General features: G+C 70.2%; 17 protein-coding genes. 2 read left to right on the top strand and 15 right to left on the bottom strand.

Annotation, left to right across the window (positions count from 1 at the left end; genetic code table 11):
• Position 1 precedes the first annotated feature (1 nt).
• Positions 2-664: a GntR family transcriptional regulator gene (locus BK819_RS06825; RefSeq protein WP_071328468.1), complete on the bottom strand. Its 663-nt coding sequence runs from the start codon at positions 662-664 to the stop codon at positions 2-4.
• A gap of 74 nt (positions 665-738) precedes the next feature.
• On the opposite strand from BK819_RS06825, the gene BK819_RS06820 reads away from it, so the two are divergent.
• Complete coding sequence (locus BK819_RS06820; protein ID WP_071328467.1) at positions 739-3,573, top strand: FAD-binding and (Fe-S)-binding domain-containing protein; 2,835 nt, start codon at positions 739-741, stop codon at positions 3,571-3,573.
• A gap of 57 nt (positions 3,574-3,630) precedes the next feature.
• On the opposite strand, the gene BK819_RS06815 is transcribed toward BK819_RS06820, so the two are convergent.
• From BK819_RS06815 to BK819_RS06790, 6 genes are all read right to left on the bottom strand, one after another.
• Positions 3,631-4,980, bottom strand: coding sequence for an alpha-L-fucosidase (locus tag BK819_RS06815; protein WP_071328466.1), 1,350 nt, complete (start codon positions 4,978-4,980; stop codon positions 3,631-3,633).
• Positions 4,977-6,524: a M81 family metallopeptidase gene (locus tag BK819_RS06810; protein ID WP_292791018.1), complete on the bottom strand. Its 1,548-nt coding sequence runs from the start codon at positions 6,522-6,524 to the stop codon at positions 4,977-4,979. Before BK819_RS06810 ends, BK819_RS06815 begins: the two co-directional genes overlap by 4 nt.
• A 65-nt stretch (positions 6,525-6,589) precedes the next feature.
• Positions 6,590-7,564 carry an ROK family protein gene (locus BK819_RS06805; RefSeq protein WP_071328464.1) on the bottom strand — a complete coding sequence of 325 codons (975 nt, stop codon included), beginning with the start codon at positions 7,562-7,564 and terminating at the stop codon, positions 6,590-6,592.
• Positions 7,561-8,475 (bottom strand): carbohydrate ABC transporter permease, encoded by a 915-nt coding sequence (locus BK819_RS06800; protein ID WP_071328463.1) that lies wholly within the window; start codon positions 8,473-8,475, stop codon positions 7,561-7,563. Before BK819_RS06800 ends, BK819_RS06805 begins: the two co-directional genes overlap by 4 nt.
• Positions 8,465-9,370, bottom strand: coding sequence for a carbohydrate ABC transporter permease (locus BK819_RS06795; protein WP_071328462.1), 906 nt, complete (start codon positions 9,368-9,370; stop codon positions 8,465-8,467). The genes BK819_RS06800 and BK819_RS06795 overlap by 11 nt, the downstream gene beginning before the upstream one ends.
• A gap of 43 nt (positions 9,371-9,413) precedes the next feature.
• On the bottom strand, positions 9,414-10,673 hold the full coding sequence (locus tag BK819_RS06790) for an ABC transporter substrate-binding protein (protein ID WP_071328461.1): 1,260 nt from the start codon (positions 10,671-10,673) through the stop codon (positions 9,414-9,416).
• Positions 10,674-10,872: 199 nt separating this feature from the next.
• Here BK819_RS06790 and BK819_RS06785 point away from each other — a divergent pair, with 199 nt between their 5' ends.
• Entirely contained in the window at positions 10,873-12,024 is a 1,152-nt protein-coding gene (locus tag BK819_RS06785; RefSeq protein WP_071328460.1) for an ROK family transcriptional regulator, read from the top strand.
• 19 nt (positions 12,025-12,043) lie between these two features.
• Here BK819_RS06785 and BK819_RS06780 read toward each other — a convergent pair whose 3' ends face one another.
• From BK819_RS06780 to BK819_RS06745, 8 genes are all read right to left on the bottom strand, one after another.
• Entirely contained in the window at positions 12,044-13,309 is a 1,266-nt protein-coding gene (locus BK819_RS06780) for an alpha-L-fucosidase (RefSeq protein ID WP_071328459.1), read from the bottom strand.
• A 102-nt stretch (positions 13,310-13,411) separates the two neighbouring features.
• Entirely contained in the window at positions 13,412-14,440 is a 1,029-nt protein-coding gene (gene ilvC / locus BK819_RS06775) for a ketol-acid reductoisomerase (RefSeq protein ID WP_025103269.1), read from the bottom strand.
• A 59-nt stretch (positions 14,441-14,499) separates the two neighbouring features.
• On the bottom strand, positions 14,500-15,009 hold the full coding sequence (ilvN, locus tag BK819_RS06770; RefSeq protein ID WP_025103268.1) for an acetolactate synthase small subunit: 510 nt from the start codon (positions 15,007-15,009) through the stop codon (positions 14,500-14,502).
• 3 nt (positions 15,010-15,012) lie between these two features.
• Positions 15,013-16,812 (bottom strand): acetolactate synthase large subunit, encoded by a 1,800-nt coding sequence (locus BK819_RS06765; protein WP_071328458.1) that lies wholly within the window; start codon positions 16,810-16,812, stop codon positions 15,013-15,015.
• A 70-nt stretch (positions 16,813-16,882) separates the two neighbouring features.
• Positions 16,883-18,601 carry a dihydroxy-acid dehydratase gene (gene ilvD, locus BK819_RS06760; RefSeq protein WP_071328457.1) on the bottom strand — a complete coding sequence of 573 codons (1,719 nt, stop codon included), beginning with the start codon at positions 18,599-18,601 and terminating at the stop codon, positions 16,883-16,885.
• Positions 18,602-18,610: 9 nt separating this feature from the next.
• Positions 18,611-19,408, bottom strand: a complete 798-nt coding sequence (gene otsB, locus BK819_RS06755; protein WP_083391691.1) for a trehalose-phosphatase — start codon at positions 19,406-19,408, stop codon at positions 18,611-18,613.
• A 42-nt stretch (positions 19,409-19,450) separates the two neighbouring features.
• A complete protein-coding gene (locus tag BK819_RS06750) occupies positions 19,451-20,857 on the bottom strand; it encodes a trehalose-6-phosphate synthase (RefSeq protein WP_071328456.1) in 1,407 nt (468 codons plus the stop codon).
• A gap of 65 nt (positions 20,858-20,922) precedes the next feature.
• Positions 20,923-22,179 carry an MFS transporter gene (locus tag BK819_RS06745; RefSeq protein ID WP_071328455.1) on the bottom strand — a complete coding sequence of 419 codons (1,257 nt, stop codon included), beginning with the start codon at positions 22,177-22,179 and terminating at the stop codon, positions 20,923-20,925.
• Positions 22,180-22,356: the final 177 nt, after the last annotated feature.

Here is a 22,356-nt window from a genome sequence, read left to right as displayed (position 1 = left end):
GTCAGGAGGCGCTCAGGGCCTCGACGAGACGGTCCTCCGCCGAGGCGAGGTGTGCACGCAGCACCGCGGCCGCGCGCTCCGCGTCCCCGGCGGCGACGGCCTCGAGCATCTCCGCGTGCTGCGCGGCGATGAGTTCCGCGTCGAGGAGACGCCGTCCCTGCACCTGCGCCATGCACAGCCGCACCTCGTCCAGCACGCTCCGGTACATGCGACTGGTGCGCTCGCTGCCCAACCCGTCGATGAGCGCCGTGTGGAAACGGAGGTCGGGATCGACCGTCGCGGGATCGGGGCCCGGTGCCATCGCCTGCAGCTCGGCGTTCGCCGCTACGGCGGCCGCCGGGACGGCGGCGCTCTCCGCCAACTCGCGCAGCGCCGCGCTCTCCAGCCGGATCCGCGTGCGGTAGACGTCGCGGACGGTCTCCGCCTCGATGCCGACCACGCGCGCCGTGCGGTGCGCCGTCCGCACGAGCAGCCCGCTGGCAACGAGCTGCTCGATGGCCGCTTTGGCGCTGGGTCGGGCGACGCCGTAGGCCTGGGAGACGGCCGCCTCGGTCAACGGCTCCCCCGAGCGGATCTCGCCGGAGAGGATCCGGCTGCGCAGCTGTCCGGTCACGGCGTCGACCACGCCGACCACGCCGAGGGGGCGCTCCGCGATCGAGGTCATGCGGAACAGTCTAGTGAGGCGGCCGTCGTTCAGTACACTTGTCAGACAATCTTCGAGCGGAGCAGAGGAGCACCGTGCCCACCACCCTCGACCACCCCCTCGACCCCGCGCTGCTGGGGACCGAGACGCAGGTCCACGCCCGATCCATCGACCGGTTCGCCCGCGCCCACGACGCCTCGCACTACCTGCTCGTCCCGGACGCGGTGCTGTCGCCCGCGGACGCGGAGGGCGTCGCCCGCGCGTTCTCGGCGGTCCGCGCGGCCGGACGAACGCTCACGTTCCGCTCCGGCGGCACCAGCCTCTCCGGACAGGGCATCAGCGGCGACATCCTCGTCGACACGCGCAGCCACTTCCGCGACATCCACGTCGAGGACGACGGCGCCGCGGTCCGGGTCGGCCCCGGGGCCACCGTCCGGCAGGTGAACACGCGACTGGCCCGGTACCGCCGCAAGCTCGGACCCGATCCGGCCAGCGAGATCGCCTGCACGATCGGCGGCGTCGTCGCGAACAACTCCAGCGGTATGGCCTGCGGCATCACGGAGAACTCGTATCAGACGATCACCTCGATGGTCGTCGTGCTGCCCAGCGGCACCGTCCTGGACACCGGACGCGCGGATGCCGCGGAGGTGCTCCGCGCCGCGGAACCCGCGCTCTTCGCGGGACTGTCGTCGCTCCGGGAGCGGCTGCTCGCCGCGCCCGAGAACGTCACCTTCCTCCGACAGCAGTTCTCGATGAAGAACACCATGGGCTACGGACTGAACGCCCTGCTCGACTTCGACGACCCGGTGCGGATCCTCGAACACCTCCTCATCGGATCGGAAGGGACCCTCGGCTTCGTCGCGGAGGCCCGTTTCCGCACCATCGAGGTGCGCCCCGCGATCGCCACCGGTCTGCTCGTCTTCGAGACGCTGTCGGCGGCGATGGCCGCGCTCCCCTCTCTCACCGAGCTGGGACTCGCGACGATCGAGCTCCTGGACGCCGCCTCACTGCGCGTCGCCCAGGGTCTGAGCGACGTCCCCGCCGCGATCTCGGAGATCGACGTCCAGGGCCACGCCGCCCTCCTCGTCGAGGTGCACGCCGCCGACGACGAGAGCCTCACCGTCGCGAGCGCCACCGCCCAGGCACACTTCGACGCCCTTCCTCTCGCCGTCGCCCCGCGACTGACCACGGACGCGGGAGAGCGCGCCGCGCTGTGGCACGTCCGCAAGGGCCTCTACACGGCGGTCGCCGGAGCGCGGCCGTCCGGCACGACCGCCCTCCTCGAAGACATCGTCGTCCCCGTCCCCCGACTGCTGGCCACCTGCGAACGCCTGATCGAGCTGTTCGCGGAACACGGCTACGAGGGGTCCGTCATCTTCGGGCACGCGAAGGACGGCAACGTCCATTTCCTGCTGAACGAGCGTTTCGACGACCCCGACAGCGTGGCGCGGTACCGCCGCTTCACGGATGACCTCGTCGAGCTCGTCCTCTCGCAGGAGGGATCCCTCAAGGCCGAGCACGGCACCGGCCGCATCATGGCACCGTTCGTCCGGCGGCAGTACGGCGACGAGCTCACCGACATGATGTGGGAGATCAAGCGGCTGTTCGATCCGGACGGCATCCTCAACCCCGGCGTCGTGCTCTCCGACGACCCGGACTCGTATCTGCAGGACCTGAAGCGCGTGCCCACGGTCGAGCGCGAGGTGGACCGCTGCGTCGAGTGCGGCTACTGCGAGCCCACGTGCCCGAGCAAGAGCATCACGCTCACACCGCGGCAGCGCATCGTGCTGCGCCGGGACATGGCCTGGGCCGAGGAGCAGGGCGACACGGCGCTGCTGCGCGACCTGCGCGCGGACTACGACTATGACGGCGTGCAGACCTGCGCGGTCGACGGCATGTGCGGCGTCGCGTGTCCGGTGGACATCAACACCGGCGACCTCGTCCGCCGACTCCGCGCCGAGCAGGAGAACGCCGTGGAGGGGGCCGCGTGGGGAACCGCGGCGAAGCACTGGAGCACCGTCACGCGCGCCGGGGGCGTCGCCCTCACGGTGGCCGACGCCCTCCCCGTCCCGCTCGTGCGCGGCGCGACGCGGATCGGACGGGCGGTGCTCGGCGCCGACACCGTGCCCCTCTACGACGGCGGCCTCCCCCGCGGCGGAACCGCGCCGCCCCAGCCGGTCTCGCCACCCGATGCCCAGGCCGTCTTCTTCGGCGCCTGCATCGGCACGATGTTCGGCCCGGAGGACGAGGGGCCCGGCTCCCGCGACGCCCTGCGCGCGCTGCTTGACCGCGCCGGGATCCCCGTCGTGGTCCCGGAGGAGAACGGCGGGCTCTGCTGCGGGACGCCATGGAAGTCCAAGGGACACCTCGACGGCTATCGCCTCATGTCCGACCGGGTGCTGGCCTCGCTCTGGGACGCCAGCCGCCACGGGGAGCTCCCGGTCGTCTGCGATGCGGCCTCCTGCACCGAGGGCCTCGACGTGATGCTCACCCAGGCCGTCGCCGCGCACCCGGAGTACGCGGGACTGCGCATCGAGGACGCCACCACGTTCGTCGCGCGGGAGGTGCTGCCGCGCCTCTCCGTCGATGCGAAGCTCCCCTCGATCGCCGTGCACCCGACCTGCTCGACGACCGCACTCGGCGCGACCGGGGCACTGACGGCGATCGCTGCCGCCGTCGCCGACGAGGTCTTCGTGCCCGATGGCTGGGGCTGCTGCGCGTTCGCCGGCGACCGCGGCATGCTGCACCCCGAGCTCACCGCGAGCGCGACGGCGCAGGAATCGGCCGAGGTCTCCGCGGCCGATGCGGCCCGCGGCGGCTTCGACGCCTTCGTGTCGGCCAACCGCACGTGCGAGATCGGCATGACCCGCGCCACCGGCCGCCCGTACCGCCACGTGATCGAGGTTCTCGAGGAGCGCACGCGCCCCTAGCTCAGCGACGAAGGCCCCCGTCGGATCACCGACGGGGGCCCTTCTGCGGAGCCGGTGTCAGGCGCCGTGCGCGGTGAGCACGGCGACCGGAGCCTCGCGGAGTCCGGCCGGGATCACGATGCGCGTCGAACCGCCGCCCGCGGACGTCTGGGCCGGAGTCCCGTCCGCCCACGACAGCGCAGCGCCCGCGAGCTCGGACGGCAGCTCGAACTCGCCTGCCGCCGGGTCCAGCGCGTGCACGTGCACGGTCGCCCCGGAGGTGGTGTAGCGACGAGGAGCCCCCGTCCGCTCCCCCATCCGCGTCCAGGGCCGCGTGCCGTAGATCGCCGCGCCGTTCACGGCCAGCCAGCCGCCGAGCTCCTGCATCGCCTTCCGCTGCAGCGCCGGAATGGACCCGTCCGCCGCGGGGCCCACGTTGATGAGCAGGTTGCCGTTCTTCGCGACGACGTCGACGAGGAGCCGGATCAGGGCCGCCCCGGAGAGCGAGTGCCGCTCGTCCTCCGCCTGGTTGAACCCGAACGAGTAGCCGAGCCCGCGGGTCGACTCCCACGGCTCGGGGATGATGTCCGGGATGTCCGTGTATTCGCGGGTGAGGAAGCCGTGGTACGGCACGCCCCACCGGTCGTTGACGACGCCGTCCGGAACGGCGTCGAAGTAACGCCGCAGCAGTGCGGCTACGGCGTAGTCCTCCGTGCCCTTGCCGCCGTCCGGCCACTCGATGTCGTTCCAGAGCACGTCGGGCGCGAAGCGCTCCACGAGCTCCTCGAGCTGTGCAGCGGCGTACCGGGAGAAGTGGGCGTCGTTGCGACGGAACCGGAACAGGTCGGTGTCCGACTCGATCGGCGGGAAGTCGCTCACGTGCCAGTCGAGCGCTCCGGAGTAGTACACGCCGAACTTGGCTCCGGCCCGCCGCGTGGCGTCGTGGAACTCGGAGATGAGGTCGCGGCGAGGGCCGCGCGCGACGGCATTGAACCCCGTCGTGGCGGTGTCCCACAGACAGAAGCCCTCGTGGTGCTTGGTCGTGGGCACGACGTAACGCGCCCCCGCCGACACGAGCTCACCGACGAAGGCGTCGGCATCGAAGGCGTCGGCGTCCCATCGGTCGGCGAGGTCCTCGTACGAGGTCCCGGGGCCGTAGGTGCGCTGGTGGCGCTCCCACGTCGGGCTGCCCGGGATGCGCACCGTGTTGCCGTACCACTCCGCGTACTGGTGCCACGCATAGGCGTCCTCGGTGGGGATGTTCACGCCCTCCCCGTGCTGCACGGCCCACGCCGGCACGGAGTACAGGCCCCAGTGCACGAAGAAGCCGAGCTTGGCGTCGCGATACCAGTCCGGCACGCCGTTCGCGGGGTAGACCGGGGCCGCCGCACCGAAGTCGGGGCCGGTGCGCTTCTCGAAGTTCATCATGATGCCGTGTCCTCCTCGTCGGCGCCGCGGCGCACGACCACCGCGGTCAGATCGGGGTCGCCTGTCGTGTCGAACGGGAACACCCCGGGGCGCAGGCGATGGTGTCCGAGACGGAGCAGGTCCTGGTCCACCCCGCCCGGGGTGAGCGCGAGCGTCCATCCCGCCGCCAGCTCGTACAGCTCCGGCTCCAGGTAGCCGATCTTCACGACCACGACGTCGGCCGTCGTCGGCTCGAGCCCCAGCATCCGGAAGTCGGAGAGATGGTGGAAGGGCTTGCGGCGCGCGGTCACGATGGCGTGCAGCCCGCCGACAGCGATCACCACCTGGGTGCCGGCGTCCGGGTCGCCGTCGGTGACCGAGAACACCGTGCCGGTGATGTCGACCGGTCCGTGCGGCCCGGCATCGACCGCGGCACCGGCGGACAGCGTGACCGTTGCACCGACGCCCGCCTCCACGGCTTCGGCGACAGCCCGCGGATCGAAGATCGAGGCGACCAGCGTCGTGTGCGTCCCGTCGGTGAGCTCGGGTCGCCGGAGCAGCTGGGCGAGGGTCCAGGTCACATCCCCCGCTCCCCCGGCCGTCGGGTTGTCCCCGGAGTCGGAGATCACGTACGGACGCGGGGCTCCGGACGCCAGGGCCTCCTCCAGCGCCTCGTCGAGGCTTCCGGTCTTCGCGACGAACACGAAGTCCTCCCGCGCCTCCCAGAACATCCGGGCCACGCGCTCCGCCTCCCGGGCGATGACCTCCCGGTCGTCCCCGGTGACCACGACGTAGGCCTGGCAGCGCGGCTCGTCCGCCCACGCGTAGCCGATCCACACCGAGGCGTCGACGACACCGGGCAGGGCCTCGATCTTGGGGAGCTCGGCATAGATGCTCTGCGCGGGCTCCAGCCGCGTACTCGTCTTCTCCCCCGGCAGGAGCACCGGAACGGGCACCCAGGCGGTGAAGGGTCGCCGCGCCTGCACGTCGCCGCCGTGCGGGCCACGGAGACGGTCGAGCAGGTTCCACACCGCCCGCTCTTTCGTGTTCAGCCAGTCCTCGTGCGGGGCCATGCGGTAGCAGGTGAGCAGATCCACCGCGTCGCGCAGGGTCTCCGAGACGTTCCCGTGCAGGTCCATCGACGTGGAGACGAGGGTGTCCGGACCGAGCGCCTCCCGCACCGCTAGGGCCAGATCGCCCTCGGCATCCTCCATCCCGACGACGCTCATCGCGCCGTGGATGTCGAAGAAGAAGCCGTCGAACGGCCCCTGTGTGCGGATCCCCTCGACGAGCGCGTCCTTCATCCGACGATAGGTGTCCGGATCCACGGCGCCGCCGGGCAGCGACCGGCCGTGGGTGAGCGGGACCCACTCCGCGGCCTCGGCGAGCTCACGCCCGGCATCGAGGAACGGGTAGTACGCCCGCAGGGCATCGCCGGTCCGGATCGTGAAGGCCTCGTCCCCCGAGATGTGCGGGGAGAAGGTGCTCGACTCGATGGAGATGCCGCCGATGCCGATCCGGGGTCGCGCGAGCCCGCCCTCGGCGAGCGGCGGCAGCGGCCCCATCCAGATCTCGTGGGCTTCGGGACGTGCGGTCACGGTGCTGTTCTCCTCTGCGGTCGCAGTCGTGGTCAGGAAACGGGGGCGAGGGCGCGCCGGGCGCTCTCGATGGCACCGAGCGCGACGGCGTCGGCGCCGAGGACGGCGGGGACGATGCGCAGCGCGATGCCGGACACCGGGGCGTCGGTGCGCAGGGTCTGCTCGATCGACGGCGACAGGAGGTCCCAGGCCGCCGTGACCCCGCCGCCGACGATGGCGGTCGGCAGGTCGAGGAGCGTCGCGGCGCTCGCGCAGGCGAGGGCGAGCGCGCGCCCGGCGTCGTGGAACACCGCGCGCGCGTCGGCGTCGCCGGCCCTGGCGGCCTCCGCGACCTCCCTGGCATCGTCCACCGGACGCCCGGTGCGCTCCTCGAACCGCCGGGCGATCGACGTTCCGGAGGCCAGGGTCTCCAGGTGACCGGTCTGCCCGCAGGTGCAGACGAGGTCGCTGTACCCGGGCGTATGCCCGATCTCCCCGGCCGCGCCGTGCGGGCCGTGGTGCAGCTCCCCGCCGATGACCAGCGCGCCGCCGACGCCCGTGCCGAGCATCACGCCGAGCACATCGGGCACGCTCGGACCCGCCGCGGCGGCTTCTCCGAGGAGGAAGGCGTTCACGTCGTTCTCCACCCGCACCGGGACGCCGAGGCGCTGCGCCAGCTCCGGGCCGAGCGGGAAACCCGCCCAGTCCGCGAACAGGGCGGACGCGGCGCGGATGGTGCCGCTCTCGTGGTCGATGACCCCCGCGGCACCCACCCCCACCGCGGCGACCGCGACACCGGCCTCGGTCGCCAGCCGCGCGACGAGACCGGCCGCCGTATCCGCCATCGCCGAGCCGCCGACGCTCGCGGGCGCCGGCACGCTTCCGCGTGCGAGGACGACTCCGAAGGCATCCACGACGAGGGCCGCGATCTTCGTGCCCCCGATGTCCACCCCCGCCAACGCCAGGTCGGACCCGAGGCCCGTGGTCGTTCGTCGAGGGTCGTCCGTCTGCTGCCCGACCGCGCTCATCGTCCGCCCAGCCCGGCCATCGCGATGCCCTTGACCAGATGCTTCTGCAGCACGATCACGAGCAGAGTGGTGGGGATCATCGAGATGATCGCGGCGGCCATCTGCAGGTCCCAGCGGGTGCCGGTGAGGCCGGCGAAGCTCGCCAGGCCGACGGGCAGCGTGCCGTGCGCGTTGTAGTCGACCGTGACGATGAGGGGCCAGAGGTAGCTGTTCCAGAAGGACAGGAACGTGAAGACCGCGAGCACCGCGACCGCGGACTTCGACAGCGGCAGGATGATCTGCAGGAACGACCGGACGGGGCCGGCGCCGTCGACGCGGGCCGCCTCCTCCAGCTCGTACGGGATGCCGCGGAAGAACTGCCGCATCAGGAACGTGCCGAAGGCGCCGAACGCGAAGGGCAGGATGAGCGCCTGATAGGTGTCGACCCAGTTGAACCACTGCATGACCTGGAACATGGGGATGACGAGCACCTCGGCAGGCACCATCAGCGTGGCGAGGAAGAGGACGAACACCGCGTCCCTGCCCTTCCACCGCAGGCGCCCGAACGCGTATCCGGCCGTGGTGGACACCACGAGCACGACCAGGGTGCCACCGATCGCCACGATGAACGAGTTCATGATGTACGTCAGGAACGGTCCGTAGGCGAAGACGTCGACGAAGTTGCTCCAGCGGATCTCGGAGCCCACCAGGGTCGGCGGCATCGAGAACATCTCGGAGTTCGGCTTGAGGGCCGAGAAGAACGCGTAGACGAGCGGCGCGATGAAGATGAGCGCCGCGACGTAGATGGTGACGTGCGCGAGGATCAGCCGGGCACGCGCGCCGGGCGTGGTCGCCGCGCCGCGGGCCCGCTCCCGCTCGCGCTGACGCCGCGGGGCGGTGCCGGTGGGCCGGAGGAGGGTCTCAGTGCTCATAGTGCACCCACTTCTTCTGTGCGGCGAACTGGATGCCCGTGATCGCGATGATGATCGCGAAGAGGATCCATGCGGCGGCGGCGGCGAGCCCGAGGTCGCCGAAGGTGAAGCCCTGCTCCCAGATGTACATCACGAGCGGCTTGGTGGCGTTGCCGGGGCCGCCTCCGGTGAGCATCTGCGGCTGGACGAAGACCTGGAGCGAGGTGATCATCGTCATGATCGTCGCGAAGAAGATCGACGGCGAGATCATCGGGATGATGATGCTCCAGACGCGCCGGAACCCCTGCGCACCGTCGATACTGGCGGCCTCCAGCACGCTCTCCGGGAGCTGCTCGAGGGCCGCGGAGAAGATCAGCATGTTGTAGCCGAGACCCTGCCAGACGCTCATGACGACGACCATGGTCATCGCCCAGTTGGGGTCGGCGAGGAAGTTCGGCAGCTCGATGCCGAACCAGGTGACCGAGAGGCCGTTGAAGAGCCCCTGCGGCTGCAGCATCATCTTCCACACCAGGACGTTCGCGACCATCGGGGTCACGACGGGGATGAAGAAGAGGACGCGCAGGGCACCGCGGCCGCGGATGCGGGGGCCGAGTCCGAGGGCGAGCACGAGCGAGAGAGCGACGCTCAACGGCACGTACAGCAGCGTGTACACGGCCGAGTTCCGCAGCGCGGGCCAGAAGTCCGGGCTGCTGGTGAACAGCTTGACGTAGTTGTCCACCCCGTTGAAGGTGCGTTCGCCGAAGGTCGGCCAGTCGAACACGCTCATCACGATCGACAGCCCCACGGGCACGATCGTGAACAGGGCGAGGCCCACCAGGGCCGGGCTTGCGAAACCCAGCGCCTGGCGGCCCTCGACCTTGGCGAGCGATCCTCGACGTCTCGTCGTGATCGTCATCTCGTTGTCTTTCTCTGTTACTGCTGTGCGGGCCGGATCCGGCTTACTCGCCGAACTGTGCCTGGGCGTTCGACAACAGCTCCTCCATCGTCATCTGGCCGTTGTAGACGCTGACGAGGTTGGGCTGGATGTAGCTGTCGAGCTTCTGCCAGTTCTTGGTCATGTAGAGCGGCACCGTGTCGCCGAACGCGGCCTCGAACACCGACTGGACCTGGTCCCGGTACTGCTCGTCGATCGACTCGAAGTACAGCGGCTGCGACGAGATGCGGGCAGGGTACGAGCGGCCGGACGAGGCGATGTAGTCCTGGGCGTCCTCGCCGACCAGGGAGCCGAGCACCTTCAGCGCGGCCTCCGGGTTCTTACAGTTCTCCGCGATGCCGTAGCCGGAGCCGAGGATCGGACCGGGGTTGCCGTCCACGCCGGCGGGCAGCGGCACCATGCCGGCGGCGAAGCCGGACTCGTTGTTGAGGTAGCTGACCGCGTTCCAGGTGCCGTCGACGGCCATGGCCGCGTTGCCGCCCGTGTACTGGTTCTCGCCCCAGCCCGTGTCGGAAGCGGAGGCGACCGGAGCCGCGACCTTCTTCTCCGTGACGAGTCCCGCGTACCAGGAGGCCGCGTCGACGAAGTCCTCATCGTCGATGTGCAGCGTGCCGTCCTCGGAGGCGGGCTGCGTGGCGGAGTAGGCGATCGGCATCGACATCCACTGGTAGCCGCCCATACCCATGCCGAAGCCGTACTTGCCGTCCTTGGTGGCGTCGGCCGCGATCGTGGCGAAGTCGTCGAACGTCCAGCCGATCTCCGGAGTCGCGGCGCCGGCGGCCGTCAGCATGTCCTGGTTGTAGTAGACGAGCATGGTGGCGACGTCGAACGGCACGCCGTAGACCTTGCCCTCGAAGCTGAGGATGCCGTCGGCGCTCGGGTTGAACTCCGACCAGTCGATGCCCGCGGTCTCGAGGTCCTCGTCGCTGAGCTGACGGAAGCCCGCCGTGTAGCCGCCGAGCTGCGCACCGCTCATGCCGGTGATGCAGGCCATGTTGCCGCTGGCCATGTTGGTGGTGAGCTTCGTGAAGAAGTCGCTCCACGGCGAGGTCTGCAGCTTGATCTTGATGTCCGGGTTCTGCTTCTGCGCGAACTCGATCTGCGCCTCCAGCGCGTCGACGTCCGACTCGCTGCCGGCCCACATGTCCACGACGATGGTGTCGCCGTCGGCCGAGCCTCCGGATCCCCCGCTGCTCGCACAACCGGTCATCGCCACGGCCACGCCCGCGACAGCGGCGACAGCCCCCACAAGCAACTTCTTCATTGAATGCCTCCTGAGAAGGGAACGGTTATTTCGAGACTCGAACTAACCAATTAGGATTTCGTATGAAGTTACGCTGTCATAGTTCGCAAGGTGCCGCAAGCTGAACATCCGATGTTTATAGGGTGGTGATAATTCGTCACTCCCCCGAAACATGCGACACCCCCGCTACGCTGACGATGCTCCGAGACGAAGGGCCTCCATGACGAACCCCGCCGACACCCCCGTCGACGATCCGCACACCCGGCGCATCCTCGACTTCGTCGCGCGCGGGCAGGCCCGCTCCCGCTCGGAGCTCGCCTCCGCTCTCGGCGTGGCCGCCTCCACCGTCGGCCTACGCGTGCAGGCGCTTCTCGATGCCGGGGTGTTGGAGGAGGCCGGGGCCGGCACCTCCCGCGGCGGACGACGGCCGCGCGTGCTCCGGATCGCCGGCGACGGGATCGTGCTGTCCGCCGATCTCGGCGGGCGCCATGCCCGCATCGGGCGGCACGACCTCAGCGGCGGCCTGCTCCACTCGGAGACCATCGCGATCGATGTCGCGGACGGCCCGGAGGCCACGCTGGAGAGAGTGTCGGAGGTGTTCGAGCGCCTGCTCGCCGAGACGCGGGTCCACGCGATCGGCGTGAGCCTGCCCGGCCCCGTCGACGTCGCCACCGGTGCGGTGGACCAGCCATCGCGGATGCCGGGGTGGCCCGGATTCCGCGTCGGCGAGCACCTCGCGGAGCGCCACGGCGTCCCCGTCGTCGTCGACAACGACGCCAATCTCGCCGCCCTCGGCGAACACCGTCGCCAGCTCGGGCACACCCAGCACAGCATCACCGTCAAGGCGGGCACGGCGATCGGCAGCGGGATCATCGTGGACGGGCACATCCATCGGGGAGCGACCGCCGCAGCCGGCGACATCACGCACACGCGGATCGACGGCAGCGGGGACATCCCCTGCTCCTGCGGCAACACCGGCTGCCTGGAGACCGTGGCCAGCGGCGCGAGCCTCGTCCGCCAGATGCGCGAGCGCGGCAACACCGACGTCCGCACCACGGCCGACGTGCTGACACTGGCACGGGACGCGGACCCGCTGGCGACGACGCTCGTCCGCACTGCCGGGACCCACCTGGGTCAGGCGCTCTCCGGGGTCGTGAACTTCTTCAACCCGCACGCCCTCTTCCTCACCGGGAGCATGAGCGCCTCCGAGCCGTTCATCGCCGCGGTGCGCAGCCGGGTCTACGAGGCCTGCCACCCGCTCGCGACCCAGCGCCTGCGGATCGAGGCCGCGGCCACCGGCGCGGACGCGATCCTGCACGGCGCCGCCCGCCTCGCGCTGGAGGGCATGGAGATACCGGTGGCGACGGCCTGAGCCGCCGCCACCGCCCGCCTCACTCCCCCGTGAGGCGCAGCTCGATGACCGGCATCAGCACGTCGGGACGCCGCACCGGCAGATGCACCGTGAGCGTCCCCTCGGCCTCGCCCGCCGGAGTCATCAGGTCGGCCTGCTGGTCCGGGTCGCTGACGCTCGTACGCAGCCAGGACCCGTCGTTCAGCAGGCGCGCATACGAGACCTTGCCCGCAAGACCGGGCAGATGCACGAAGCCCAGCGGCCAGCTGAACAGGCTCAGGTAGAGCCGGTCGCCGCGGAGCGTGTACACGCCCTCTCGGGGCGGCGTGAACGGCGCATGACCGGCCCCGATCACGGCGCGGTCGTGGAGCCGCATCCACTCCCCGATCTCGGCGAGCGTGGCCGCATCCCGGGGCGCGATCGCCCCGCGCCCGTCCGGACCGATGTTGAGCAGCATGTTGCCGCCCATCGACACCGAGTCGACGAGCATCTGCACGAGCAGCACCGGCGACTTCTGGTCGGTGTTGTCCCGGTGATAGCCCCAGGAGCCGTTGAGCGTCTGGCACGCCTCCCACACGAGGGGCACCCCGTCGCGGACGATCGGAGCCGTCGGCTGGTACTGCTCGGGCGTCACGAAGTCCGCGGGGATGCCGAGACGGTCGTTGACGAGCATCTCCGGCTGCAGCTCGCGGCACAGCGCGAGCAGCGCCTCGGCGTCCCAGTCCTGCGGCCCCTTGCCCTCCCAGCCGTCCTTGGACTCCGGGTAGGTGAAGTCGAAGAACAGGTAGTCGATGTCGCCGTACTCGGTGAGCAGCTCGCGGACCTGACCGTGCAAGTACTCGCGGTAGCGGGCCATGTCGCGCCCCTCGTTCAGGGCGTGCGCGTTTTCGTCGTCGCGTCGGGGATGGTTCCAGTCCACCGTGAAATCGGGGTGATGCCAGTCGATGACCGAGTGGTAGAGGCCGACGCGGACCCCCTCGGCACGGAGGGCGTCGACGTACTCGCGCACGAGGTCCCGTCCGACCGCCGTGACGGAGGTGAAGTCGGTCAGCTTCGAGTCCCAGAGGCAGAAGCCGTCGTGGTGCTTCGTCGTGAGCACGACGTAGCCCATCCCCGTCTCCTTGGCTGTCCTCGCCAGGGCCGCGGCGTCGAAGAGGTCGGGATCGAAGTTGTCGAAGTAGGGGCGGTACTCCTCGTCGGTGAGGCGTTCGTAGTTCTGCACCCACTCGTGCCGCGCGGCCCCGCTGTAGAGGCCGAAGTGGACGAACATGCCGAAGCGGGCGTCATCAAACCATTCCTGTCGCATGCGTCCATCCTGGCACAGACATCCGATGTCTGCGTCGGTGAATGGCACGCGAAACGCCGAACGGGCGCCCCCGGAGGGACGCCCGTTCGTTCGCGAGTCGAATCAGCGCGCGGCGCTGCCGTCGACGTAGTCCTCGTCCTGCTGCTTCCACGCGAAGAGCGAACGCAGCTCCTTGCCGGTCGCCTCGATCGGGTGCTGCTCCTCCTTGGCGCGGAGGGCGAGGAACTCCTCGGCCCCGTTGTCCTGGTCCTCGATGAAGCGCTTCGCGAACGCGCCGGACTGGATGTCGGACAGGACGCCCTTCATGCTCTCCTTGACGCGCTCGTCGATCACGCGCGGACCGGAGACGTAGTCGCCGAACTCGGCGGTGTCGGAGATCGACCAGCGCTGCTTGGCGATGCCGCCCTCCCACATGAGGTCGACGATGAGCTTGAGCTCGTGCAGCACCTCGAAGTAGGCGATCTGCGGCTGGTAGCCCGCCTCGACGAGGGTCTCGAAGCCGGCCTGCACCAGGTGGCTCATGCCACCGCAGAGCACGGCCTGCTCGCCGAACAGGTCGGTCTCGGTCTCCTCGGTGAAGGTCGTCTTGATGACGCCGGCGCGGGTGCCGCCGATCGCCTTCGCGTACGACAGCGCGAGGTCCCAGGCCTGGCCGGACGCGTCGCGCTCGACGGCGATGATGTCCGGGATGCCGCGACCGGCGACGAACTCGCGGCGCACGGTGTGGCCGGGAGCCTTCGGCGCGACGAGGATCACGTCGACGCCCTCGGGAGCGTCGATGTAGCCGAAGCGGATGTTGAAGCCGTGCGCGAAGGCCAGGGTCTTGCCCGCCGTCAGGTTCGGGGCGATGGACTCGCTGTAGATCGTGCGCTGGTGCTGGTCCGGCGCGAGGATCATGATGACGTCGGCCCACTCGGTCGCCTCGGCGACGGTCTTCACGGGGAAGCCGGCCTCCTCGGCCTTCGCGGCGGACTTCGAGCCCTCCTTGAGGGCGATCGCGACCTCGACACCCGAGTCGCGCAGGTTCTGGGCGTGGGCGTGGCCCTGCGAGCCGTAGCCGACGATGGCGACCTTCTTGCCCTGGATCAGGGACAGGTCGGCGTCGTCGTCGTAGAAGATCTCGGTGCTCACTGGTTTCTCTCCTTGGTTGTGGTTGTGCGGGACGCGCGGTCCCAGAGTCTGTCGAAGGGTCAGCCGCGCAGGACGCGCTCGGTGATGCTCTTGCCGCCGCGGCCGATCGCGAGGAGGCCGGACTGGGCGATCTCCTTGATGCCGAAGGGCTCGAGAGCGCGCAGCAGCGCCTCGACCTTGCCCTTGTCTCCGGTGACCTCGATGACGAGGGCATCGGCGGCGTAGTCGACGACCGAGGCGCGGAAGAGGTTGACGACCTCGATCACGTTCGAGCGGCTGGCGTTGTCCGTGCGCACCTTCACGAGCATGTGCTCGCGCTGCACGGACGACGCCGGGTCGAGCTCGACGATCTTGATGACGTTGATCAGCTTGTTGAGCTGCTTGGTCACCTGCTCGAGCGGCAGCTCCTCCACATCGACGACGACCGTGATACGGGAGATTCCCGGCACCTCGGTCACGCCGACGGCGAGGGAGTCGATGTTGAAACCCCGGCGCGCGAACAGGCCGGCGACGCGGGTCAGAAGGCCGGGGGTGTTCTCCACCAGCAGGCTCAGGACGTGGGTCGACATGGCTCAGTCCTCCTCGTCGAACGCAGGCGCGTGATCGCGCGCGTACTGGACATAGCTGTTGCTGACCCCCTGCGGCACCATCGGCCACACCATGGAGTCGGCGCTCACGACGAAATCGATCACCACGGGGCGGTCGTTCGTCTCCAGCGCGAGCTGGATGGCGGCGTCGACCTCCTCCTCCTTCTCCACGCGGATCGCGAGGCAGCCGTACGCCTCCGCGAGCTTCACGAAGTCGGGGATGCGGATCGTGCCGTGCCCGGTGTTCAGGTCGGTGTTGGAATGACGGCCGTCGTAGAACAGCGTCTGCCACTGCCGGACCATGCCCAGCGACGAGTTGTTGATGATCGCGACCTTGATCGGAATGTTGTTGATCGCGCAGGTGGCGAGCTCCTGATTGGTCATCTGGAAGCAACCGTCGCCGTCGATCGCCCAGACCTGGCGTTCCGGCTCCGCGACCTTGGCGCCCATGGCCGCCGGCACCGAGTAGCCCATCGTGCCCGCGCCGCCGGAGTTCAGCCAGGCGTTCGGACGCTCGTACTTGATGAACTGCGCGGCCCACATCTGGTGCTGCCCCACACCGGACGCGAAGATGCCCTCCGGCCCGGTGAGCTCGCCGATGCGCTGGATCACGTACTGCGGGGCGAGCAGGCCGTCGGTCGTCGGCGCGTACCCGAGCGGGAACTCGTTCCGCAGTCCGTCGAGGTAGGACCACCACTCCTCGATGTCGGGCTTCGCGTCGGCCGTCGCTCCGCGGAAGGCGGCGTCGAGGTCGGTGAGCACGTCGCGCACATCGCCCACGATCGGCACGTCGGCCGTGCGGATCTTGGAGATCTCCGCCGGGTCGATGTCGACGTGCACGACCTTCGCGTTCGGAGCGAACAGGGCGGCCTTGCCGGTGACCCGGTCGTCGAACCGGGCGCCGAGCGAGACGAGGAGGTCGGCCTCCTGCAGCGCGAGCACCGCGGGAACCGTGCCGTGCATGCCGGGCATGCCCAAGTGCTGCGGGTGCGAGTCGGGGAACGCGCCACGCGCCATCAGCGTCGTCACGACGGGCGCGCCGGTCGACTCGGCGAGCTCGAGCAGCTCGGCCGCGGCCCGACCGCGGACAACGCCTCCGCCCACGTACAGCACCGGCTTCTTCGCCTCCGCGAGGAGGGCGGCGGCCGCCTGGATCTGCTTGCCGTGCGCCTTGGTCACCGGGCGATACCCCGGGAGGTCGATCTTCGGCGGCCACACGAAGGGCGCCGTCGCCTGCTGCGCATCCTTGGTGATGTCCACGAGCACGGGACCGGGGCGACCGGTGCCGGCGATCTCGTAGGCCGCGGCGATCGCGCCGGGGATGTCCGCGGCGTCCTTCACCAGGAACGAGTGCTTCGTGATCGGCATCGTGATCCCCACGATGTCGGCCTCCTGGAACGCATCCGTCCCCATCAGCGTCGAGAACACCTGACCGGTGATCGCCAGCAGCGGCACCGAGTCCATGTAGGCGTCGGCGATCGCCGTGACGAGGTTGGTCGCTCCGGGACCGGACGTGGCGATGCACACGCCGACCTTGCCGGATGCGGACGCGTAGCCCTCGGCCGCGTGGCCCGCGCCCTGCTCGTGCCGCACGAGGATGTGGCGGAGCTGCGAGGCGTCCATGAGCGGGTCGTAGACCGGGAGGATCGCGCCGCCGGGAAGGCCGAAGACGTCCGTGACGCCGAGCAGCTCGAGCGAGCGGACGACGGCCTCTGCACCGGTGATCTCCGGAGCGGATGGACGGGCGGGCGGCCTCGGCACGGCCGAGACGGAGTCAGCAGTCATGACTTTCCTTCTGATGAACTGTGCGGGACACCGGCGCTCCGATCGAGCGGTTGCTGAGCCGGTCGATGGATCAGCCGGTCGTCGCGCCCTCGGCGGCGGACCGCACGAGGCGCGAGTACTTGGCAAGAACGCCTCGGGTGTAGCGCGGGGGAAGCGGCTCCCAGCCAGAGCGGCGGGAGGCGAGCTCTGCCTCGTCGACGAGTAGATCGAGAGAGCGAGCTGCGATATCGACCCGTATCAGATCACCATCGCGCACGAAGGCGATGGGACCTGCGTCCACCGCTTCGGGTGCTATGTGGCCGATGCACAGGCCGGTTGTGCCGCCTGAGAATCGTCCGTCCGTCAAGAGTAGTACATCTTTTCCGAGCCCCGCGCCCTTGATGGCGGCGGTGATGGCGAGCATCTCGCGCATGCCCGGTCCGCCCTTGGGACCCTCGTACCGGATGACGATGACCGTCCCCGGTTCGATGCTGCCCTCGGCGACCGCGTCCATGGCGGCGCGCTCCCGCTCGAAGACCCGCGCGGGGCCCTCGAAGACGGCCGCGTCGAAGCCGGCGGTCTTGACCACGGCGCCCTCCGGCGCGAGCGATCCGTGCAGGATCGTCAGGCCGCCGGTGGCGTGGATCGGGTTGTCGAAGGTGTGGATGACCTCGCCGTCGATCGGCTGCGGGTCGAGCTCGGCGAGGTTCTCGGCGAGCGTCTTGCCGGTGACCGTGAGCGCGTCGCCGTGCAGCAGCCCTTCGTCGAGCATCGCCTTCATGATCACGGGGATGCCGCCGTGGCGGTCGACGTCGTTCATGACGTACTTGCCGAACGGCTTCATGTCGGCCACGTGCGGGACCTTGTCGCCGATGCGGTTGAAGTCGTGCAGGCTCAGCTCGACCTCGGCCTCGCGGGCGATCGCGAGGAGGTGGAGGACGACGTTGGTCGAGCCGCCGAGGGCCATCGCGAGGGCGATCGCGTTCTCGAACGCCTCCTTGGTGAGGATGTCGCGCGTCGTGATCCCCTGGCGGAGCAGGTTCACGACCGCCTCGCCCGAGCGGTGCGCGAAGTAGTCGCGACGGCGGTCGGCAGCGGGCGGCGCAGCGGAGCCCGGGAGGCTGAGCCCGAGCGCCTCGGCGACGGAGGCCATGGTGTTGGCGGTGTACATGCCGCCGCACGCGCCCTCACCGGGAGCGATGGCGCATTCGATGCGCTTGAGGTCCTCCTCGCTCATGAGACCGGCACGGCAGGCGCCGACCGCCTCGAACGAGTCGATGATCGTGACGTCCTTCTCGGTGCCGTCGGAGAGCTTGACCCAGCCCGGTGCGATCGATCCGGCGTACAGGAACACGCTGGACAGGTCGAGGCGCGCGCTGGCCATGAGCATGCCGGGGATGGACTTGTCGCAGCCGGCGAGGAGGACGGAGCCGTCGAGGCGCTCGGCCATCATCACGGTCTCGACCGAGTCGGCGATGACCTCGCGGGAGACGAGCGAGAAGTGCATCCCCTCGTGCCCCATCGAGATGCCGTCCGAGACGGAGATCGTGCCGAACTGCAGCGGGTAGCCGCCGCCGGAGTGCACGCCCTCCTTCGCCCCCTGCGCGAGCCGGTCGAGGCTCAGGTTGCAGGGCGTGATCTCGTTCCAGCTGGACGCGATGCCGATCTGCGGCTTGTCCCAGTCGGCATCCCCCATGCCGACGGCGCGGAGCATGCCGCGGGAGGTCGTGGCCTCGATGCCGTCGGTGACGACGCGACTGCGGGGCTTGATGTCGATGGGCGCGCTGGTGGAGGGATCATGCGAGGACATGACGAGAGTCTATTCCTGCGCGACGACCCTCTCGTTCGCGAGCGTCTCCAGAAGCGCGGCGATCTGTTGTGGGGAGTCCACACGGAGGGTCGCGGCGCTCTCCCCCGGCCCGACGCGCACGCCGAGGTCGCCCTCCTCCAGCACGCGCATCGCATCCTCGTCGGTCACGTCGTCGCCGGCGAAGAGGATCCCGGTCGCGTCGAAGCGCTGCCGGAGGGCGATCATCGCGGCGTCCTTCCCCTCGTTCCGCGACGAGAACTCCAGCACCCGGTGACCGGCGCGCCGCCGCCAGTGCGGGAAGCGCTCGGCGACGAGGGCGTCGATCTCGGCGAAGACCTTCTCCTCGGTGTCCCGGTCCGCGCGGCGGGTGTGCACGCCCATTCCGAAGGTCTTGGACTCCAGCTCCGCCCCCTCGTAGCGGTCGATGATCGGCTGCGCGGCCGCCCACAGCTCCTCCCGCGCCCCGTTCTCGGTCGCATCGCCCGGCGCGTCGGCGGCCCCCTCACCGGGGAACCAGTACTGCGCGCCGTGGGAGCCGGCGAGCACCACGACGGAGTCGTCGGTGTGCTCGGTGATCTCCCGGAGGTCGTGCATGCTGCGCCCGGAGACGTAGGCAACGACCGTATTCGGCATCGCGGCGAGGCGGTCCATCTGCGCGGCGACCTCCGGCAGGGCGCGTGCGGCCATGGGGTCCACCACGAGCGGGGAGGCGGTGCCGTCGAAGTCGAGGGCCACCACCAGCCGCGGCGTCGTCGCGAGGGCGGTGAGGTCGGCGTCGGCGGTTCCGGGGATCCAGGGGCGCGTCACGGTGTCTCCGATCGAGAGGAAGAAGGGGGGCAGGGAGGGCGCTCAGCGGCTGCGGACGTCCGCCAGAGCCTGGAGGAAGGACGACGACCAGGCGTTCACGTCGTTGTCCAGCACCCGTCGCCGCAGGGACCGCATGCGGCGTCCCTGCTCGGCGGGCGACATCTCCACCGCCTCCATGATGGCGTCCTTGAGACCGGCGATGTCATGCGGGTTGACGCGAACCGCCTGACGGAGCTCGTCCGCCGCTCCGGTGAACTCGCTGAGCACCAGCACACCGCGGTTGTCCGTCCGCGTGGCGATGTACTCCTTCGCGACGAGGTTCATGCCGTCCCGCAGCGCCGTCACGAGCATGACGTCCGCCGCGAGATACAGGGCGACCATCTCCTCGCGCGGATACCCCTGGTGAAGGTAGCGGATCGCGGAGTGGCCAACCGTGTCATGGTCGCCGTTGATGCGGGCCACCGCGAGCTCGATCTCGTCCCGGAGGTGCGCATAGGCGTCCACCCGCTCCCGGCTCGGGCTGGCCACCTGGATGAGGGTGACGTCCTCCACGTCCAGGCGGCCGTCTTCGAGGAGCTCGCCGTAGGCCTTGATCCGGTGCCCGATGCCCTTGGTGTAGTCCAGGCGGTCGACGCCCAGGAGGATGCGCTGGGGATTGCCGAGGCTGGCGCGGATCTCCGCGGCACGCGCCCGCACGTCCTCCCTGGCGGCCAGTTCGAGGTACGGGGCGGTGTCGATGGAGATCGGGAACGCCTTGGCGATCGCCGTCCGCGAGCCTCCCTGATCCGGGACCGTGATGTTCGACCCCTTCACCTCGTAGCGCAGCCGCCGCCGCACGGCGGTGAGGAAGTAGGTCGCATCCTGTGCCCGCTGGAAGCCGATGACGTCGGCGCCGAGCAGCCCGCGGAGCACCTGGTCACGCCACGGGAGCTGCGCGTACAGGCCGTGCGCCGGGAAGGGGATGTGGTGGAAGTAGCCGATCGTGACGTCGGGGCGCAGCTCGCGGACCATCTGCGGCACGAGCTGGAGCTGGTAGTCGTGGACCCAGACGGTGCCGTCCTGGGCGGCGGCGGCCGCGGCGGCCTCCGCGAACCGGCGGTTGACCCGCACGTACGCGTCCCACCACTCGCGGTGATACTGCGGCGGTGCGATGACGTCGTGGTAGAGCGGCCAGATGGTGTCGTTGGCGAAGCCCTCGTAATAGTCCGCGACGTCCTCGGAGCTCAATGCCACCGGGATGAGATGGATGCCGTCGGCGTCGAAGGCCTCGAGCTCCACGTCCGGCTGACCGGGCCAGCCGACCCAGGCGCCGTGCACGCGGCGCATCATCGGCTCAAGGGCGGCGACGAGGCCGCCGGGCGACGTCCGCCACGTCTCCTCGCCGTCGGGGCCCACGACCCGGTCCACCGGGAGGCGGTTGGCGACGACGACGAAATCAGCAGCGGTCACAGGGGCACTCCTCGGTCCAGGAGCTTCCAACCTATCGAGGATGCGCGCCGACCGCCGGTCCTCCCTCAGGCCTTGACAGCGGACGTCGCGCGGTGCACACCGCTGAGGGCCCAGTTCCCGAGGCCCGCCGCGAACGCGATGCCGGCCGCGATCACCGGGAGGACCAGGGCGGCGGAGGTGCCGAGGCTCTCCGCGATCTCTCCCGCCACCGCGGCGCCGATCGACTGGCCGACGATAACGCCGGAGCCGAGCATCGTCATCACCGTCGCCGACCGGCCACGGGGGCTCCGCGCCGCTCCGAAGCTGTACTGGGTGACGAGCGTCGGCCCGATGCCGATGCCCATGATGGCCAGGGCGAGCATCATCCCCGCAGGCGAGTCGACGATGCCGAGCAGCAGCGAGCCGGCCAGCAGCACTCCGGAGAAGACCAGCCAGCGCGCACGCAGCGAGAACCGGGCGGGGAGCCACGCGACGCCCAGGGCCAGCAGCGCGGAGCCGACGCCCATCACGCCGTACAGCAGGCCCGCCTGCTCCGGGGCACCGAGGTCGGCCATGAACGACGTGAGCGAGGTGAGCATCGTGCCGAAGAAGATGCCGACGCCGAGGATGCCGAGGACGACGATGAGGAGCTGCGGCCGGAACAGCTCGGACACGGCGGACGGCGCCCGACCGTCGTCGGTGCGGTCCTGGGAGACGTGACGTCCGCTCGGGTGCAGCGCGAAGGCCCCGACGAACACCAGGGTCAGCACGGCGGCGCCGACCAGCGGGGCCCAGGGCGCGATCGCCGAGGCGAGCACGCCCACGATGAAGGGCCCGAAGACGAAGACGGTCTCGTCGGCGGCCGACTCGTACGCCATCGTGCCGGAGACGGTGCGGGCACGGCGCTCCGCCGGCATCCGCTCGCCGATGATCGTGACCAGACGGGAGCGCGAGAGCGGCGCCACCTGCGGGGCCGTCGCGCCGATGCCGATCGCGGCGAGAAGCACGAACCCGTCGGCGGCCGGGCCGTAGACGACCGCCGTGAAGAGCAGGAGCATCGCCGCGTTGCCCACGGCGAGTGCGAGGAGGACCGTGCGCTGACCGAACCGGTCGGCCGCGGCGCCCAGGAGCGGGCCGAAGCAGGCGGTGCCGAGACCGACCGCAGCGGACGTGAGCCCGCCGAGGGACAGCGATTCCCGCGCCGACACGACGACGGTCAGCACACCGACGACCATCATGGCGAAGGGCAGCCGCGCGATGAACGCGATGAGGAAGTAGGGCAGGCCGGCGAGGCGGAAGAGGCTCGGCTCGGCGGTATCCGGCGTGGTGCTGGCGTGTGTCATGGCTCTCGCGCGTCGACGACGCGATGTCGGGTGCCGCCGCTGTCCGCCGGAGACGCCGACGGCCGGTAGATACACGGTTTCTGCGGCCGCGGGCGAACCGCGACCCTCCCATGATATCCGGTGCCCCGGGCGGGCGCCCTGCCAGCCTCTCCCCCGGCTTGTCAAGGCTCCGGCCCC

Source organism: Microbacterium sp. LCT-H2 (genome assembly GCF_001866135.1).
Taxonomy (GTDB): Bacteria; Actinomycetota; Actinomycetes; order Actinomycetales; family Microbacteriaceae; genus Microbacterium.
This window is presented reverse-complemented; position numbering and strand designations above follow the sequence as displayed.

Coding starts and splice junctions, on each gene's coding strand:
- BK819_RS06825 (WP_071328468.1), bottom strand. CDS start 664: ATGACCTCGATCGCGGAGCGCCCCCTCGGCGTGGTCGGCGTGGTCGAC.
- BK819_RS06805 (WP_071328464.1), bottom strand. CDS start 7,564: ATGAGCGCGGTCGGGCAGCAGACGGACGACCCTCGACGAACGACCACG.
- BK819_RS06800 (WP_071328463.1), bottom strand. CDS start 8,475: ATGAGCACTGAGACCCTCCTCCGGCCCACCGGCACCGCCCCGCGGCGT.
- BK819_RS06795 (WP_071328462.1), bottom strand. CDS start 9,370: ATGACGATCACGACGAGACGTCGAGGATCGCTCGCCAAGGTCGAGGGC.
- ilvN (WP_025103268.1), bottom strand. CDS start 15,009: ATGTCGACCCACGTCCTGAGCCTGCTGGTGGAGAACACCCCCGGCCTT.
- BK819_RS06785 (WP_071328460.1), top strand. CDS start 10,873: ATGACGAACCCCGCCGACACCCCCGTCGACGATCCGCACACCCGGCGC.
- BK819_RS06765 (WP_071328458.1), bottom strand. CDS start 16,812: ATGACTGCTGACTCCGTCTCGGCCGTGCCGAGGCCGCCCGCCCGTCCA.
- BK819_RS06815 (WP_071328466.1), bottom strand. CDS start 4,980: ATGATGAACTTCGAGAAGCGCACCGGCCCCGACTTCGGTGCGGCGGCC.
- BK819_RS06810 (WP_292791018.1), bottom strand. CDS start 6,524: ATGGGGCCGCTGCCGCCGCTCGCCGAGGGCGGGCTCGCGCGACCCCGG.
- BK819_RS06780 (WP_071328459.1), bottom strand. CDS start 13,309: ATGCGACAGGAATGGTTTGATGACGCCCGCTTCGGCATGTTCGTCCAC.
- BK819_RS06790 (WP_071328461.1), bottom strand. CDS start 10,673: ATGAAGAAGTTGCTTGTGGGGGCTGTCGCCGCTGTCGCGGGCGTGGCC.
- BK819_RS06745 (WP_071328455.1), bottom strand. CDS start 22,179: ATGACACACGCCAGCACCACGCCGGATACCGCCGAGCCGAGCCTCTTC.
- ilvD (WP_071328457.1), bottom strand. CDS start 18,601: ATGTCCTCGCATGATCCCTCCACCAGCGCGCCCATCGACATCAAGCCC.